Here is a 15,734-nt window from a genome sequence, read left to right on the forward strand (position 1 = left end):
GCCGTTTCATCATCCCGGTCCTGAAGCCTGAGCGATTCCGGGCGGATGTTGCGCCTTCGGCGTCTGCGGCGCGCGCCCGAGGCGCGGCGCGGCAGAACTCTTCCAGGATGATGTGCGGAGCTTTCGTACCCCGCTGGCGTGAGATCAATTATAGGCGATCCGGCGCCGGAACCCAATGCCCCGGTTCACGCCGGGTCCATGGGATCGGGTCCATGGATCAGATCAGCGGCGGATGCCGTCCAGCCCGAACGCGCGCAGCGCGAGCTGGCGCTTGACCGGGACCAGCCCGTTCACCAGCCGCACCCCGGCGCCGCGCAGCTCCGGCAGACCGGCACGGCGGGTGCCGAACAGCAGGCGGAAGCCGTCCATCGCGCGCTGCATCATCGCGTTCTCCGGGCGCCGCGCGCGGGTGTAGGCGCGCAGCCCGCGCGGATCACCGGGATCGCGCCGGTTGGGGCCGGCCAGCTGGCGCAGCAGGGCGTCGACGTCCGCCAGCCCCAGATTGAGCCCCTGCCCGGCCAGCGGGTGGATGGTGTGCGCCGCGTCCCCGGCCAGCACCACCCGCCCGGAGAAGTAGTCACGCGCATGCCGCGCCACCAGCGGGAAGGCCGCGCGCGGCGAGGCCCCGGTGACCGGCCCGGGACCGCCATCGATCGCCGCCGACAGCGCGTCGATGAATGCGCCATCGTCCATCGCCATTACGTCGTCGGCCTCGATCTCCGGCAGCGACCAGACGATGGAACAGCGCCCGTCGCCCAGCGGCAGGAAGGCCAGGATGCGCTCGTCGTCGAAACGCTGCCAGGCGGTGTCGCCGTGCCCCTGCGCGGTCTCCACCGTGGCCACCACGCCGCGCGCGTGGTACGGGCGCTCGTCCACTGCGATCCCCGCACGTTCGCGCAGGGCCGAACGTGCCCCGTCGGCCGCCACCACCAGGCGCGCCGAGGCCAGCGGCGCATGCCCCTCGGCATAGACATCCACCCGATCGGGCCGCAGGTCCACGCTGCGCCACGCGGTCTCCGGCCACAGCGCCACGCCACGCTCGCGCAGGGCCTGCCACAGCACCGCCTCCAGCGCTGCGTTCTCCACCGTCCAGCCGAGTTCGGGCACGCCCAGATCATCCGCGTCGAAGCGGATATGCGCGGGGCCGTGCGCGTCCCACACCTGCATGCCGGAGAAGGCATGGGCGCGGTTGGCCGCCAGGGCCTCCTGGACCCCCAGACGATCCAGCAGGCCCATGGCCGCGGCGTTGAGCGTGACCACCCGGGTCACCGGCGCGGTCGCCGGATCGAACGCCGGTGCCGGTCCGCGCTCCAGCACCGCCACCCGCATGCCCGCGCGGGCGCAGCCCAGGGCGGTGGCCAGGCCGGTGGCGCCACCGCCGACCACCAGCACGTCCAGCGGCTCGCCAGCGCGCGTCATGCCCGCGCCTCCGGCAGTCGCGACAGGGTATGCCGCGGCACCGGCCGCAGCCCCATCGCCCCGCGCGCGAAGGCATCGCGCAGCGGCGGCACCCGGTCGACCGTCATCATGCCCAGGCCCAGCGCGTGACCCAGCAGTCCGTCAACATGGCGCATCCCGCGGGCGAGGAAATCGGTCACCCCGACGATGCGGCGGATGTCGCCCTCGCGCCGGCGCGCCCAGGCCTCCAGCACGTGCCGCCCGCCGGGATCGGCCACGAACGCGGGGCGCCCGTCGGGCTGCGCGCCCTCGCGCAGTACGCCCAGCAGATCGGCCACGTCGCGCAGCGCCAGGTTCAGCCCCTGGCCGGCCACCGGATGCACCGAGTGGGCGGCGTTGCCCAGCAGCAGCGCGCGTTCGGCGAACGGTTGCGGCGCATGCATCCGCTGCAGCGGGAAGCGCAGCACGTCCCCCGCCGGGTGCAGCCGCCCCAGCGCCCAGCCGAAACGTTCCTGCAGCGCCGCCATGCGGGCCGGCTCGTCCAGTTCCAGGCGGGCGTCGCAGACCTCCGGCGGGGCGACCCAGACCACGTTCATGCGCCCGTCGGCCTGCGGCAGCAGTGCCAGCGGCCCCTCGTCGGTAAAGCGTTCGAAAGCCTCGCCGTCATGCGCACGCGAGGGCCGCACGTCGAACACCAGGGCATCGGCATCGTAGCGATGGCGCTGCACCGGGATGCCCAGCGCCTCGCGGGTCGGCGAGCCGACGCCGTCGGCGGCGATCAGCAGCCGCGCGCGGCAGGACCACGCCCCGTCGGGACCCTCCAGGTGCAGGCGGCGCGCGCCGTCCTCGGCGGCCTCCACACCCGCCAGCGTGGTGGCGTGATGACTGGCCACCCCCGCCGCATCCCGGGCCCGCGCCAGCAGGGGATCCAGCGCCGCGGCCGGCACCACCTGACCCAGGGCCTCGCGGCCCATCTGCGCGGCGTCCATGCGCACCCGGCCCAGCCCGCCGCGGCGGCTGACCACGATGCGCCGGATGGACGCGGCCGTGGTCGCCAGCTCCGCCCAGTAGCCGAGATCGTCCAGCAGGGTCACCGAGCCGGCCGCCAGGGCATAGCCACGGGTGTCCTCGCGCGGATGCTCCGGATCCGGCGCCGGGCCGCGTTCGAACAGCCTCACCGTGTAGCCGGCGCGTGCCAGGGTGCAGGCCATCAGCCCGCCCACCGGCCCGCCGCCGACCACGGCGATGTCGGTCTCGGTTTGCGTTTGAGTTTGAGTTTGAGTTCCGCGATTCACGGTGGCCTCCATGCGCCTCCCTCTGCCCCGGTTTCAGCGACGTCCGGCCGCGCCGTCGGCCATGCAGGCCTCGATGGCCTCCACGGTCTTCGGACAGGCCTCGGTCAGCACCTCGTGCCCGTCGCGGGTCACGGCCACGTCGTCCTCGATGCGCACGCCGATCCCGCGCAGGTCCTCCGGGGTCTCGCAGTACGGGCCGAAATACAGGCCGGGCTCGACGGTCATCACCATGCCCGGCTCCAGCTGTCGCCAGACCCCGCCCACGCGATAGTCGCCCACGTCGTGGACATCCAGCCCGAGCCAGTGACCGGTACGGTGCATGAAGAACGGGCGATACGCCTCGTCCTCGATCAGCGCATCCAGCTCGCCCTCGAGCACGCCCAGATCCCGCAGCCCGCGGGTCAGCTCGCGCACCGCGACGTCGTGCGGATCGTTCCAGTGATGCCCGGGCCGCACCGCGTCGATGGCGGCGCGCTGCGCGTCCAGCACGATCTCGTAGACCTCGCGCTGGCGCCCGCCGAAGCGCCCGCCCACCGGGAAGGTGCGGGTGATGTCCGAGGCATAGCCGCGGTGCTCGCAACCGGCGTCGATCAGCAACAGATCGCCGTCGCGCAGCACGTCGCGGTTCTCGATGTAGTGCAGGATGCAGCCGTTCTCGCCGCCGCCGACGATGGACGGATACGCCGCCTCGGTGCCGTGGCGGTGGAACTCGTGGGTGATCTCGGCGGCCACCTGGTATTCGGTCATGCCGGGGCGGCAGGCCTGCATCGCGCGCCGGTGCGCCCCGGTGGAGATCGCCGCGGCGTGGCGCATCATCTTCAGTTCCGGGGCCTTCTTGAACAGGCGCTGCTCGTGCAGGTGGTGTTCCAGCGCGGCGAACTCGTGCGGCACCCGCACCCCGCTGCGCGCCGCGCGCCGGCGCACCTGCTGCAGCCAGCCGAACAGCCGCCGGTCGAAGCCCTCGTCGCGGCCGAACGGCGCGCACAGCTCGCGGCGGTTCTCCAGCAGTCCGGGCAGGATCTCGTCGATGTCGTCCACCGGGAACGCGCAGTCGGCACCGAACCGTTCCATCGCCCCTTCGGGCCCGGCGCGGCGTCCGGTCCAGGTCTCCATCTTCGGGTCCCGATCGCGGCAGAACAGGATGTATTCCCCGGCCTCGCGCCCCGGGGCCAGCACCGCGATGGCGTCCGGTTCCTCGAAATCGGTCAGATAGAGGAAATCGGAGTTCTGCCGGAACGGGTATTCGACGTCGCGGTTGCGGGTGGTCTCCACCGCGCCCGGGATCACGATCAGGGCATCGCGCCCGGCCGCGCGCATCAGGCGCTGGCGGCGACGGGCCAGCTCACCGGCGGGGATCTGCGGCGCGCGGCTCATTGCATCGGGATCCGGGTCGGGTTCTCGGGGGCCAGCTCGTCGGCAATCAGCAGCACGCCCACGCGCACGTATTCGGACAGCTCCTCGAAGTCCTTCTCCGAGGCCTCGCTGTCCTCCGGTTCGGGGTCCATGCGCGCGATCTCGGCCAGATCCCGCAGGATCTCCGCCGACTCGGCCGACGGCTTGAGCCCGCCCAGCCGCGGCGTCTGCCCCAGCCCGCTGATGAAGCCGTCGGCCCATTCCGACAGCGCCTGGGCCCGGGTCTCGATCTCCGCATCCTCCGGCACCAGCGGGGCAAAACCGAGCTCGATGTCGTACAGCTGCGCCAGCAGATGCCGGCGCAGCTCGTCCACCAGCCGGTCGAATGCCTCGGCGGGGTTCTCGGTCAGCGGCAGCGCCTCGCCCAGCGACTTGATAAGGAGGTCATTGCCGGCCTCGGGGTCCGCCACCAGGCAGCCGGTGATCAGGCCATGGGCCGAGGCCGGGGTCTGCGCGAACCCCATGGTGCGCAGGCCGTGGGCCAGGCGTTCTTCCCAGGGCTGCGCCATCAGAAGGCCTCCAGACGGGCTTCGTAGGGAAACAGCAGAAAGCGATAAAGATCATCGCCCATCTGCAGATGGGTGAACTGCGGCTCGCCCAGGCGGATCTCGCTGGAACCGGTCGCGGACAGCGCCGTCAGGCCGAAGCGCTTGTCGCGGACCAGGTCCTCCAGCAACTGTTCCAGCTCGCCGCGCGGGATCGTGCCGGTGTTGTCCACCACCCGGCACGGCTTGCCGTTGTGGGCCGTGCCTTCGATGATTGTGGCGTCGGGTGCGGGTTCGGGAGGCTGTGTCATGGGTCATATTCTGGCCACCCCCTGCGCGGGTCGCAACACAACCCGCCGGTGTTTCGGTTGACGGTTCCGCCAACCCCCTCCTAGACTCCGTTATTCAGGGACTTCGCTCCCGTTTTTCAAGCCCGAGGCCCGCCCCGCCATGTCCGACAGCGCTTCTTCCGGCAGCCACGCGCCCGACGCCCTCGACCGTCTCGAGGCCGCGATCCTGCGCCTGCTGGACGACAACGCCGAACTGCGCGAGGAAAACCGGGCGCTGCATGAGCAGGTCCGCCAGCTGCGCACCGAGCGGGCCACGTACCGCGAACGCAATGAACAGGCCCGTCACCGGGTCGAGACCATGATCGCCCGCCTGCGGTCGATGGAGCAGTCCGAATGAGCCAGTCTTCCGAACCGGTCCGCATCACCATCATGGGCAAGGAGTACCACGTCGCCTGCCCGCCCGAGGAGCGCGCCGACCTGTTCGCCTCCGCGTCCCTGATCGACGAGCGCATGCGCGAACTGCGAGACGGCGGGCGCGTGGTCGGGGCCGAGCGCATCGCGGTGATGGTCGCGCTCAACCTCGCCCACGAAAAGCTCGAGTGCCAGGAAGAGCTGGAACGGATGAAAAAGGGCGGGGCCGACGCCCCCGAACGCCTGCATGCGCTGGCCGAACGCATCGAGCAGAACCTCGGACGCGAGAGCGACACCCGGCCCAATCCGGAGACCGGCAGGCCGCCGCAGTCCTGAGCGGCGACCCGACCGGAGTTTGCCCGCCTGCCCGAAACTTTTGCACGGCGCTTGAGCATTCCCCCCGCATCTGGTCCATAATGACCCCGGACGCGTCGCTGCGGCGTTCGAACGTGGCCGGGTGGTACCCTTGAGCCTTAATGCAACACCCAGGGACCGAGTTCTTCCGTTTCGCTGTGCAGGTCCGCCCCCGAGCGGAAAGCCTAAAGATCCGGAGACTTCTCCCACCTGAACCGCTGGTTCAAGGTCGAAGGCCACGACGGCGCCCGCGGGGCGCGTCCTCTCTTTTTTCCTGCCGATCCCCATGACCCCCACGGCCATGTCCACCACCGCGCACGCCCCCGATATCGACGCCCTCGCCCGCGAGGACGCCCGCCGGCTCCGGCGCGAACTGCGCCGTCGGCGTGCCGCGCTGTCCGATGCCCGTCTGGCCGAGCACAACCGCGCGATCAGCGGTCACCTGCTGAAATGGCTGGAACGCTGGCAACCGCGCTGCATCGGCGCCTACCGCGGCCTGCGCGGCGAGGTCGACCTGACCGCGCTGACCTGCGCCCTGGCCCGGCGCGGCACGCGCATCGCCCTGCCGGTGATGGACACCCGCCGCGACGGCCGCATGCATTTCCACGAATGGCATCCCGAAGACCGCCTGTGCCACAACGGCTTCGGCATCGCCGAGCCGTGCCCCGGTGCGCCGCAGGTCTGGCGCCGCGAGATGCAGGTGGTGCTGATGCCGCTGGTCGCCTTCGACCGCCACGGCAACCGCATGGGCATGGGCGCCGGCTACTACGACCGCTACTTCGCCCGGCGGCGCTTCGGCATCCACCGCCCGCGCCTGATCGGCGTGGCCCATGGCCTGCAGCAGGTCGAGGCCCTGCCGGTGCAGCCCTGGGACGTGCCGCTGGATGCCGTGGTCACCGAGACCGGCTGGCATGTATTCCCCCGGCACGGACAGGCCACTGCGACCCTGCAGACACCTGACAACGACTGATTCAAGGAACGCGACGACATGGGCTACTGGCTGATGAAATCCGAACCCGACGAGTTCGGCATCGACGATCTCGAACGCGTGGGCGTGGAACCCTGGGACGGGATCCGTAACTACCAGGTGCGCAACATGATGCGTGACCAGATGAAGAAGGGCGATCTCGCCTTCTTCTACCACTCCAACGCCAAGCCGCCGGGCATCGTCGGCATCATGCGCATCGAGAACGAGGCCTACCCGGACTCCTGCGCGTTCGATCCCGAGGACAAGCACTACGACCCGAAGAGCGATCCCGACAACCCGCGCTGGCTGCGGGTGGACGTCGCCTTCGAGGAGAAATTCGACGACATCCTCACCCTCGACTGGCTCAAGCAGCAGCCGGAGCTGGCCGACTGCCCGCTGGTGCGCCGCGGCAACCGCCTGTCGGTGATGCCGCTGACCGAGGATCAGTGGGACTTCATCCTCGCCAACGCGAAACGCGGACAGACCCGGGGCGGGACGAACCGGGGCTCCGCCTGATGGCGACCCTCTACCACTTCGCCCACGACCCGAAGGCCGACCGCATCCGCCTGGCCTGCGGGTACAAGGGAGCGGCGCTCGAGACCCGCGCGGTCGACTGGTTCGACGACGAGACCTTCTTCGAGCTGGGCATCGCGCGGCAGTCCCCGGTGCTCGCCACCGACGACGGCGGCCTGCATACCGACACCACGGCGGCCCTGCGCGCGATCGACGAGCTGTTCCCGAGCGGCGAACCGCTGTCCGCGGGGATCATCGCCGAAGACGCCTGGCAGGCCCTGCTCGACTGGCGTGCCCGCGTGGACGTGGTCCTCGAACGCCTGTACGCCCCGCTGGCCCCCGGCTACCACGGCATCGGCGAGGACGCCGACGCCCTCGCCGACTTCAAGGCGAACGTGCAGCACCGCTTCGGCATGACCCTGGAAGAACTCGCGAACGACCGCTACGACGGCTACCAGCAACTGGCCCGGCTGAGCCGCCTGCCCGAGCTCGCCCGCCACCTGGCCGCCAATGGTTTCTACCTCGGCCACCCCTCCATCGCCGACTGCGTGATCGCCGCCGACCTCTACCCCCTGCAGATGCACGACGGCATCAACCTGCCGGTGGACATGATGTACTACCTGCGCCGCGTCGAGGAGACCTTCGCCACCCGGCTCGACGCCCGGTGGCTCGCCCGTTGAACCACCCCGCCCCGCGCCGCGTCATTGCCGCGCCAGCTCCCGGGTGCGCAACCTCGCCATCGAGGACTACCACAGCGAGAAGCTGAGCGGATTGCCGGGAAGCATGGACAGGACTAGTATTGATCCTGACTACTATTCCCATGGAGGATTCCCATGGAAGTCGTGAACGTTAGCGGCCTCAAGAACAATCCCACCGGCGCCCTGCGCAAGTCCCACGAAACGCCGGTACTGGTCATGAACCGGGACCGTCCCGATGCCCTCATCCTGGGATTGAACGATGCGGGGGAACTCGACGCGCCGGGTGTAAAGGTGGCTCTGGCCACGGCCCTGTTCCGTGACGGGCACCTCTCCCTCGCGCGTGCGGCGCGTCTCGCCGAGTTCGCCACGGCCGACTTCGCGCGCCATCTTTCCCGGCTCGGGATTCCCGTCGTGGACCTGAATGGCACGGAAGCGGACCACGACATGGATACCCTCGACGAATGGCTCGCCTCGTCCTGAGTGACGCCAGCCCTTTGATCGGGCTTTCGTTCGTGGATGGGCTGGAATGGTTGCCCCGTCTGTTCGGGACGGTCGGGATTCCGGAGGAAGTCGCCCGCGAGGTGCTGCCCGGACAGGAGAGGCCCGGGGAATCCGCCATCGCCGCCGCGCTGGACGCCGGCTGGCTGTGCCTCCGGGAAGGACCGCGTTCGTCGATACCGTTACCCGAACTGGATGAAGGCGAAGCAGCCTGTATCCGGATGGCCCTCGGCCACGATGAACCCGCCCTGGTGCTCATGGATGAACGGATGGGCCGCGCCCTTGCCCTTGAGGCCGGTATTCGTGTGGCGGGTACCGCCGCCGTGATCGGGATGGCGCGCCGCCAGGGTCTGATCCCGTCCGCGCGCGCGGTTTTCGAACGGCTTCACCAATCGGAGTTCCGCATCGCGGCCGACGTCATACGCACGGTGCTTGACCGCGTCGGCGAAAGCGAAGGCGAACAGGGCAGGGGCGCTGGTCGCTGACTGGTCCACCCCCGCGGACATCGAGGCGCACTGCGTCGCCGGCAGGACCGGGGCGCGCTCCTGGCGGAGCGACTAAGCCTCCCGGCTCGACGCCCAGTGGCTCGCCCGCTGAACCACCCCGCCCTCTTCGCGGCCAGGGCCGCTCCCACAGCACCGGTGCCCCCCACTCGTTGCCGGCCCAGCCCTTGTGGGAGCGTGCTCGCACGCGAACAATTGGCTTCCCTCACCCGGGGCTCTTCCCCGCCCACCCCGTACTCCCACAACTCCCACCCGAGGCCCGACGAACCTTCATAAAGACCTGTTTATTCGGCACTTTTCGAGATGATCTCTCTAATTCTGCCGAAGATTTAGACTGATTCCAATCCTTTTTCTGTGGTTTTAATCACAAAAACACACAATCGATATTGTTTCAGTCCGGGGGTGCCGATAATATCCCCAATCAGGAACAGGGAAGTTCCAACCGAAAGGGCCGACCAACAGGGATGTTGTGCGGCCCTTTCTCTTTTTCACACCCCGACAGCCGACTACCCGAAGCGGTAGTGCTTGCGGATGTCCCGGTGGATCTCCCAGGTGCAGCCCATGCCTGCCGGGAAGGTCACCAGATCGCCCTCGCCGACCGTGACCGGCTCGCCATCCTCCGGCGTCACCGTCACCTGCCCCTCGAGGATGTAGCAGGTCTCCGTCTCGTCGTAATGCCACGGGAAGCTGGACGCCTCCTTCTCCCACACCGGCCAGTCGAACACACCCAGTGCCTCCAGCCGGTCGCGCTCCGGCCGATGTTCCACTTCAATCTTCATGTTGCCTCCTCGGATCGTTTCGATCGTTCTGATCGGTCGGGATGAATGTCGCCCCTCGACGGCGGCCATCGTAGCCCCGCCGGACGCGCCACCCAACCGCATGCACCCACGAAAAAGGGCCGCACAGCGAATGCGCGACCCCCATAAAAAACGGGGCCCCGGAGGGCCCCGCAAAACGGGCTTACACCCGTTGTTATCACTTCATGCGCGATCGCGCTTAGAAGCTGTGACGCAGGCCCACACCGACGTGGGTGCCGTCGTCGGCGAGACCCCAGCCATTGTTGCCGTTGGTGGCGGTTACACCACTAATCCCGTCACGCCAGATGTTGACGTAGGCTTCAGTACGGTTGCTGAAGTGGTACTGGGCCCCGACCGCGAAGTTGGTCCAGGAGGACTCTTCATCAATCATCGTCTCACCGCTGTCCAGATCGTTGTACTGAACGGCCGCGCGCAGATTGATCTGGTCGGTCACGCGGAAGTTCGCCGGCACGACGACCTGTTCAACCTTGTTGTCACCGATCACCGAGTCGTCATCGCCGTTCCACTGATTGTAGCTGACGCCGACATCGCCCTGACCGAAGTCAAAGCTGAAGCCGAGGTGCCAGGAATCCATATCGGCCACGCCCTGCCTGTTTTCCAGCGCACCGTACCCGTCGCTGCTGCTGGTCTGCGACTCATACGCACCGGAGAAGACCATCGGGCCCATCTCGTAGATGCCATTCAGCGCGTAGTAGCTCTCGGTCTTTTCACCCACCGGCTCCAGCGTGGCACCGAAGGTGAAGCCGGCGAAATCCGGGCTCTGGTAGTGGATGCCATCCGCACGCGCCCAGCTGTTAAGGCCCATCATGCCGTCAAAATTACCGGCGTTATCAAAAGTCGGCGTCAGGCCGGACACCGTGCCGGGACGGGTCGCGCTGTCCGCCAGGGTATCGGTGAAGGCGCGGAACGGCTTCAGCGCATTCTTCATGGCGGTGTCGGAACGACCCAGGCGCACTTGGCCGAAGTCGCCGTCAACACCGACCCAGGTCTCTTCGTTGGTCTGCAGGTTGCCCCCAGCGAAGATGCCACCCGGACCACCGAAGTTGCCCTGGATGCGGAACAGACCGGTCAGGCCACCGCCCAGATCTTCGGAACCGCGAATCCCGAAGCGGCTGCCGGCAGTGGAGTGGGTCAGATCGCGGTTATCGGAACCAATCGCAAGCCCGGTCCCCTGCCAGTTGTCCGTGGCACCGTCGATGGCACCCACTTCGTACTTCAGCTGACCGAACAGGGTCACGGAATCGTCGGCGGAGGCGAGGGCCGGAGCGGCGGCGAAGGCGCCGGCAACGGCCATTGCGAGAATCTTCTTCTGCATGATGCTTTCTCCCAGGAGGTGAATTCTTTCTGTTTAAGGCATCCGGGACCCGTCGGCCCCGTGATGTCCTGTGTTTTATATACGCCACGGTGTCGTATTTCAACCCTTGTGGCGGAAAAAAACCCGTATTCGATCACGCTTATACGCTTCGGTCTTCACGCGATCTCCCGCGCCAGACTTGCCGAGAGCGCCGGGGTGATCGCAAGCCATTGAAAAACTGGCTTGTTAGAAATTCCGAATACGCGATTGCACGAAACCGCGTCACGGCCCTGGGTTCGAGCGCCGCGGGCCCGGAAACACGGGTTTCCGGTGCGCAGAAACCGGTGCGCGGCCGTTGCAAACCTGCAACAGAGGGACCTGACACCGCCCTCGCCGGGGCGGGTGTGGCCTTAACACAACACATCGGCCGGGTTGGTCCCATCGGCCCCATCGGCCAGAGGGCTGGCCTCCTGCGGCCAGACCCTGCCCGGTGGGAGGCCGGCCCTCCGGCCGATTTCACGTCCGGGCCACCCCTGCGCCGGATCGGCCAGAGGGCTGGCCTCCTACTGAGGGCAGCCCGCCCGGTAGGAGGCCAGCCCTCTGGCCGATCGGGCTATGAGCTGTGCTGTGCGAATTCATACGAACGATCCTATAGCGCGAGGTCGATGGCCAGCAGGGTGACGAACCCGACCAGCACCCCGGTGGTGGCCTGGGCCTCGTGGCCCTTGCGGTGGGACTCGGGGATGATCTCGTGGCTGATGACGAACAGCATGGCACCGGCGGCGAAGGCCAGGCCCCAGGGCAGCAGGAACTCCATCAGGGTGATGGCCCCGGCGCCGATCAGCCCGCCGATGGGCTGCACCAGGCCGGTGAGCAGGGTCACGCCGAAGGCGGCGGCGCGGCTGTAGCCCAGCGACAGCAGGCTCACGCCCCGGATGAACAGGGCCAGCGCGAGCAGCGATCAATCAGGAAGCTCCGGCCCGGGGCTGCCCCGGCCGAGTCGCCCCGAGAGCCCGCCCGCGTTCTCCTCGCCCAGCCGCTGCTCGATCCGGTCCAGGATGGCCTCGAGCTCGCGGCTGCCTTCCATGGCCCGGTTCAGCAGGGCCGCGCGCTTCTCGGGTTCGTCCGGGTAATCGTGGGCGAAGCCGTTCCTCAGGGCGCGCAGCTCCTGCCACTGCGCGGCGCTGTCGAGATAGCCGAGCTTTTCGAGTCGATGCAGCTTGTCCAGCATCGGACGGTCCTCGAACGGTTCCTGGAGTGCCATGAGCACGGCCGGTAACAGGCGCATGCCCATGGCGTCCTGCAACTTGCCGAAACGCAGGATGAACTGATCCAGGTCCTGCACCCCCTCGTCGTCCATCGCGTCCAGCGTGTCGCCGTCCAGCGGCAGGCGGGGCTCCAGCGAAGACAGGGCGTGGCGCATGTGGTGGCGGTGCCTGCGGCATTCCTCGATGGCGTCCCGCAGGCGCTGGATGGCGGTGGCGGTCGAATTCATAACGGGATGCCCTCCTCGCGGGCGACCTGAAAGATGGGGGGATGCCGGCGCCGTCCCGGATAGTCGACCAGCAGGTCGATCTTCTGCTCGCCAAGTTCCGCCTCCAGGCGTGCGCGCAGGGCGATTTCCGCCTGCACGATGCGGTCCGGATCGCGCATCGGGGTATCGATCAGCAGGTCGATGTCGCCGCCCCGGGCCGAGTCATCGGTCCGGGAGCCGAACAGCCATACCCCGGACTCCGGGCCGAAGGTCTCGACCACGGCCCGGTGGATGGCGTGTTGCTGTTCGGGACTCAGACGCATGGCGGGCCCTCCTTCGAACGATCCTACAGCGCGAGGTCGATGGCCAGCAGGGTGACGAACCCGACCAGCACCCCGGTGGTGGCCTGGGCCTCGTGGCCCTTGCGGTGGGACTCGGGGATGATCTCGTGGCTAATGACGAACAGCATGGCACCGGCCGCGAAGGCCAGGCCCCAGGGCAGCAGGAACTCCATCAGGGTGATGGCACCGGCGCCGATCAGCCCGCCGATGGGCTGCACCAGGCCGGTGAGCAGGGTCACGCCGAAGGCGATGGCACGGCTGTAGCCCAGCGACAGCAGGGCGATGGCGACCACCAGCCCCTCGGGCATGTTCTGCAGGCCGATCGCCACGGCCAGCGCAATGCCGTCGCTGACATCATCGCCGCCGAATCCCACGCCCACCGCGAGGCCCTCGGGCAGATTGTGCAGGGCGATGGCGAAGATGAACAGCCACACCCGGCGGATCTTGGCCGGGTCGGCCCCGCTCTGCGGGCCGATGACGAAGTGCTCGTGGGGCACGGCCTTGTGCAGCAGCAGCAGGAACGCGCCACCCAGGCCAATGCCGCCGGCCAGGACCACGATGGCCATGGCCACGCTGCCATGCTGGGCCTCGGCCTGCTCCACCGCCGGCAGCGCCAGCTCGAAGGCGGTGGCGGCGAGCATCACCCCGGCGCCGAAGCCCATCATCGCGTCCTCCACCGACTGTTTCAGGCGGCGCAGGAAGAAGATGGGGATGGCCCCGACCGCGGTGAACAGCCCGGCCACGAAGCTGGCCAGCAGCCCGATCTGCAGGATCGAAAGCTCGCCCAGCCAGTCTTCCATGTGCGGCCACAGCAGGCTCACGCCCCAGATGAACAGGGCCAGCGCGATCAGCGATCCGATCAGGAAGCTGCGCGGCAGCGGGGTATATTCGTCGGGCTCGGGCTCCGTCTCGCTGTCCTGTGGACGGACCGGATCGGGTTCGGCCATGGTGCGGACTCCTTGCAGGCTCCCAGGGAAACACTGATCAATGTACACGCTCGCGCTCGAGTCGCTTTTGCGTGGGAACAAGGCGCGGCGACCGCCGTGCAGTCATTCTGCACAAGGGAGCCGCAACGCCGTGCGCGCGCCCGTTTTTGATCAACAACGGGCGGCCGAGCCCCTGCATTCAATAAATTGTGGGGGTTGGCACCCCGGGTTCCCCGATCCTGCGTTGCGGCACTTGCCGGTAGAACCACTACCGGCTGCGCACCGCGCCTTGTCTCGCGGAACCCGGGGTGCCAACGCGAGCGTGTACATTGATCAGTGTTTCCCTAGGGCGCAGTGTAACGCGGCCCCGGCCTTGATTCCCGGCGCCCAGCGGGTACACTGCCCCCGCTACAAAAATTCCAATCGTCCCAGGAGAGCAGGCATGGCTGGACATTTCCCGTTCGCCGGCAAGCGCGGTACGCGCTACGGCCAGGCCCCGCGCGGCACCATCGCCGCATTCTTCGAGAACCATGGTTTCGGCGAGGAACTGCAGGAGAAGTACTACAAGTGGTGGTACGACTTCGCCAAGGATTTCGTCGAGAAGGACAGCGACCTGTCCGTCACCATGATCACCCGGTTCAACAGCTACCCCATGGGTACCCACGCCGAGCACTCGTTCCACCTGAACGACAAGTACTGGGCGGAGTGCCTGGCCGAGCTGGGCTCTTTTATCCGTGACGTCATCTTCCCCAAGATGGACGAGAAGGCGATGCACGATCTCGAGGAGAAGCACTCCAAGATGCTGGCCGACCTCGAGAAGGAAGCCGAGGAAAAGCCGCGCGAGCCGGCGCCGGAAGTGGGCGTGTACCGCCACGTCTGAGCACGATCGCGCCGCAGTCCCGCGCATCATCCGGCCCCGTTCGCGGGGCCGGTTTCGTTTGCAACCCCTGAAACCGTCGGAATCCGCGCCCCATGAATGCCGCCAAGCGCCGCGAGATCTTCGAACGCCTGCGGGCGGCCAACCCCGAACCCACCACCGAGCTGGAATACAACAGCCCGTTCGAGCTGCTGGTGGCGGTGATCCTGTCCGCGCAGGCGACCGACGTGGGCGTGAACAAGGCGACCCGGCGGCTGTTTCCGGTGGCGAACACCCCGCAGGCCATCCTCGACCTGGGACTGGACGGCCTGAAGGAATGCATCCGCACCATCGGCCTGTACAACGCCAAGGCCGAGAACATCATGAAGGCCTGCCGCATGCTGGTGGAACTCCACGGCGGCGAGGTGCCGCGCGATCGCAAGGCGCTGGAGGCCCTGCCCGGGGTCGGCCGCAAGACCGCCAACGTGGTGCTGAACACCGCCTTCGGCGAACCCACCATCGCGGTGGACACGCACATCTACCGTGTGGCCAACCGCACCGGACTGGCCCCCGGCAGAACCGTGCTGGAGGTCGAGAAGAAGCTCCTGAAGTTCACCCCGAAGGAGTTCCTGCGCGACGCCCACCACTGGCTGATCCTGCACGGAAGGTACGTGTGCCGCGCACGCCGGCCGGATTGCGGGCAATGTGTGATCCGCGATCTGTGCGAATACAAGGACAAGACCGAGGCCTGATGCGATGTACGGCGACCGCGACCGCATGCGAACCCAGTTCCTGGATGCCTGGCAGAAGGCCCGCAACGAGGAATCCCTGAGCGACATGGAACAGGTGCTGGTCGGCATCATCCGCGACCATCCCGAGTACCATGCCCTGCTGAACGACCGCGAGAAGGCCCTGACGGCCGAGTTCCCGCCGGAATCGGGCACCACCAATCCGTTCCTGCACATGTCCATGCACATGGGCCTGCGCGAACAGGCCGCCACCGACCGCCCGGCCGGCATCCGCGACCTGCACCGCCGCCTGTGCGCCCGCTACGGCGAACTGGACGCCGAACACCGGATGATGGAGTGTCTGGGTCAGGCCCTGTGGGAGAGCCAGCGCAGCGGCCAGCCACCGGACGAGGCGCAGTACCTCGAATGCCTGAAGCGTCTGGAGGGCATCATAGGGGCATGAGAATTACGG

At 68.1% G+C, this 15,734-nt stretch carries 20 protein-coding genes, 1 other RNA gene, 1 pseudogene and 1 riboswitch; of the genes and pseudogenes, 11 read left to right on the plus strand and 11 right to left on the minus strand.

Going from position 1 to position 15,734, the window contains the following annotated elements; translation table 11 throughout:
• Nucleotides 1-5: 5 nt before the first annotated feature.
• Nucleotides 6-115: riboswitch (glycine riboswitch) on the minus strand.
• Nucleotides 116-222: 107 nt separating this feature from the next.
• Genes D577_RS0103950 through D577_RS0103970 form a run of 5 tightly spaced genes read right to left on the minus strand, consistent with a single transcriptional unit; the run spans nt 223 to nt 4,902 of the window.
• Nucleotides 223-1,419, minus strand: a complete 1,197-nt coding sequence (locus D577_RS0103950; RefSeq protein ID WP_018946272.1) for an FAD-dependent oxidoreductase — start codon at nt 1,417-1,419, stop codon at nt 223-225.
• A complete protein-coding gene (locus tag D577_RS0103955; RefSeq protein WP_018946273.1) occupies nt 1,416-2,705 on the minus strand; it encodes an FAD-dependent monooxygenase in 1,290 nt (429 codons plus the stop codon). The genes D577_RS0103950 and D577_RS0103955 overlap by 4 nt, the downstream gene beginning before the upstream one ends.
• Before the next feature lie 21 nt (nt 2,706-2,726).
• Nucleotides 2,727-4,067, minus strand: a complete 1,341-nt coding sequence (pepP, locus tag D577_RS0103960; protein ID WP_018946274.1) for a Xaa-Pro aminopeptidase — start codon at nt 4,065-4,067, stop codon at nt 2,727-2,729.
• Entirely contained in the window at nt 4,064-4,615 is a 552-nt protein-coding gene (locus tag D577_RS0103965) for a UPF0149 family protein (protein WP_018946275.1), read from the minus strand. The genes pepP and D577_RS0103965 overlap by 4 nt, the downstream gene beginning before the upstream one ends.
• Nucleotides 4,615-4,902: a hypothetical protein gene (locus D577_RS0103970; protein WP_018946276.1), complete on the minus strand. Its 288-nt coding sequence runs from the start codon at nt 4,900-4,902 to the stop codon at nt 4,615-4,617. The genes D577_RS0103965 and D577_RS0103970 overlap by 1 nt, the downstream gene beginning before the upstream one ends.
• A 139-nt stretch (nt 4,903-5,041) precedes the next feature.
• Between D577_RS0103970 and D577_RS0103975 the strand changes: the two genes are divergently transcribed.
• From D577_RS0103975 to D577_RS0104005, 8 genes are all read left to right on the plus strand, one after another.
• Nucleotides 5,042-5,278 (plus strand): cell division protein ZapB, encoded by a 237-nt coding sequence (locus tag D577_RS0103975; RefSeq protein WP_018946277.1) that lies wholly within the window; start codon nt 5,042-5,044, stop codon nt 5,276-5,278.
• Nucleotides 5,275-5,628 (plus strand): cell division protein ZapA, encoded by a 354-nt coding sequence (locus D577_RS0103980; RefSeq protein ID WP_018946278.1) that lies wholly within the window; start codon nt 5,275-5,277, stop codon nt 5,626-5,628. Before D577_RS0103975 ends, D577_RS0103980 begins: the two co-directional genes overlap by 4 nt.
• A 92-nt stretch (nt 5,629-5,720) precedes the next feature.
• Nucleotides 5,721-5,906, plus strand: a non-coding RNA gene (gene ssrS, locus D577_RS13935) — 6S RNA.
• Nucleotides 5,907-5,947: 41 nt separating this feature from the next.
• Entirely contained in the window at nt 5,948-6,616 is a 669-nt protein-coding gene (locus tag D577_RS0103985; protein WP_026288902.1) for a 5-formyltetrahydrofolate cyclo-ligase, read from the plus strand.
• An 18-nt stretch (nt 6,617-6,634) separates the two neighbouring features.
• Nucleotides 6,635-7,129, plus strand: coding sequence for an EVE domain-containing protein (locus D577_RS0103990; protein WP_018946280.1), 495 nt, complete (start codon nt 6,635-6,637; stop codon nt 7,127-7,129).
• Entirely contained in the window at nt 7,129-7,806 is a 678-nt protein-coding gene (locus tag D577_RS0103995; RefSeq protein WP_018946281.1) for a glutathione S-transferase N-terminal domain-containing protein, read from the plus strand. The genes D577_RS0103990 and D577_RS0103995 overlap by 1 nt, the downstream gene beginning before the upstream one ends.
• 153 nt (nt 7,807-7,959) lie before the next feature.
• Nucleotides 7,960-8,304: a UPF0175 family protein gene (locus D577_RS0104000; protein WP_018946282.1), complete on the plus strand. Its 345-nt coding sequence runs from the start codon at nt 7,960-7,962 to the stop codon at nt 8,302-8,304.
• Nucleotides 8,286-8,807, plus strand: coding sequence for a DUF3368 domain-containing protein (locus D577_RS0104005; RefSeq protein WP_026288903.1), 522 nt, complete (start codon nt 8,286-8,288; stop codon nt 8,805-8,807). The genes D577_RS0104000 and D577_RS0104005 overlap by 19 nt, the downstream gene beginning before the upstream one ends.
• Before the next feature lie 524 nt (nt 8,808-9,331).
• Here the strand turns inward: D577_RS0104005 and D577_RS0104010 are convergent.
• From D577_RS0104010 to D577_RS0104035, 6 genes and pseudogenes are all read right to left on the minus strand, one after another.
• Nucleotides 9,332-9,604: a cupin domain-containing protein gene (locus D577_RS0104010; RefSeq protein ID WP_018871282.1), complete on the minus strand. Its 273-nt coding sequence runs from the start codon at nt 9,602-9,604 to the stop codon at nt 9,332-9,334.
• A gap of 217 nt (nt 9,605-9,821) precedes the next feature.
• A complete protein-coding gene (locus tag D577_RS0104015; protein ID WP_018946284.1) occupies nt 9,822-10,958 on the minus strand; it encodes a porin in 1,137 nt (378 codons plus the stop codon).
• 628 nt (nt 10,959-11,586) lie between these two features.
• A pseudogene (locus tag D577_RS13555) lies at nt 11,587-11,865 on the minus strand (ZIP family metal transporter); the annotation flags it as partial.
• A 33-nt stretch (nt 11,866-11,898) separates the two neighbouring features.
• Nucleotides 11,899-12,432: a hypothetical protein gene (locus D577_RS13560; RefSeq protein ID WP_018946286.1), complete on the minus strand. Its 534-nt coding sequence runs from the start codon at nt 12,430-12,432 to the stop codon at nt 11,899-11,901.
• Nucleotides 12,429-12,734: a nucleotidyltransferase domain-containing protein gene (locus D577_RS0104030; protein ID WP_018946287.1), complete on the minus strand. Its 306-nt coding sequence runs from the start codon at nt 12,732-12,734 to the stop codon at nt 12,429-12,431. The genes D577_RS13560 and D577_RS0104030 overlap by 4 nt, the downstream gene beginning before the upstream one ends.
• Nucleotides 12,735-12,757: 23 nt before the next feature.
• On the minus strand, nt 12,758-13,699 hold the full coding sequence (locus tag D577_RS0104035; protein ID WP_018946288.1) for a ZIP family metal transporter: 942 nt from the start codon (nt 13,697-13,699) through the stop codon (nt 12,758-12,760).
• A 421-nt stretch (nt 13,700-14,120) separates the two neighbouring features.
• On the opposite strand from D577_RS0104035, the gene D577_RS0104040 reads away from it, so the two are divergent.
• The 3 genes from D577_RS0104040 to D577_RS0104050 all read left to right on the plus strand — a co-directional run bounded on the left by D577_RS0104040 (nt 14,121) and on the right by D577_RS0104050 (nt 15,725).
• Nucleotides 14,121-14,558 (plus strand): hypothetical protein, encoded by a 438-nt coding sequence (locus D577_RS0104040; protein WP_018946289.1) that lies wholly within the window; start codon nt 14,121-14,123, stop codon nt 14,556-14,558.
• Nucleotides 14,559-14,650: 92 nt separating this feature from the next.
• Nucleotides 14,651-15,286, plus strand: coding sequence for an endonuclease III (nth, locus tag D577_RS0104045; protein WP_018946290.1), 636 nt, complete (start codon nt 14,651-14,653; stop codon nt 15,284-15,286).
• Between the two features lie 4 nt (nt 15,287-15,290).
• The gene (locus D577_RS0104050) at nt 15,291-15,725 is read left to right on the plus strand and encodes a DUF1841 family protein (protein ID WP_018946291.1); all 435 of its coding nucleotides are present in this window, start codon (nt 15,291-15,293) and stop codon (nt 15,723-15,725) included.
• Nucleotides 15,726-15,734: the final 9 nt, after the last annotated feature.

Origin of the sequence: Thioalkalivibrio sp. AKL17, from assembly GCF_000377885.1 — a bacterium.
GTDB lineage: Bacteria > Pseudomonadota > Gammaproteobacteria > Ectothiorhodospirales > Ectothiorhodospiraceae > Thioalkalivibrio > Thioalkalivibrio halophilus.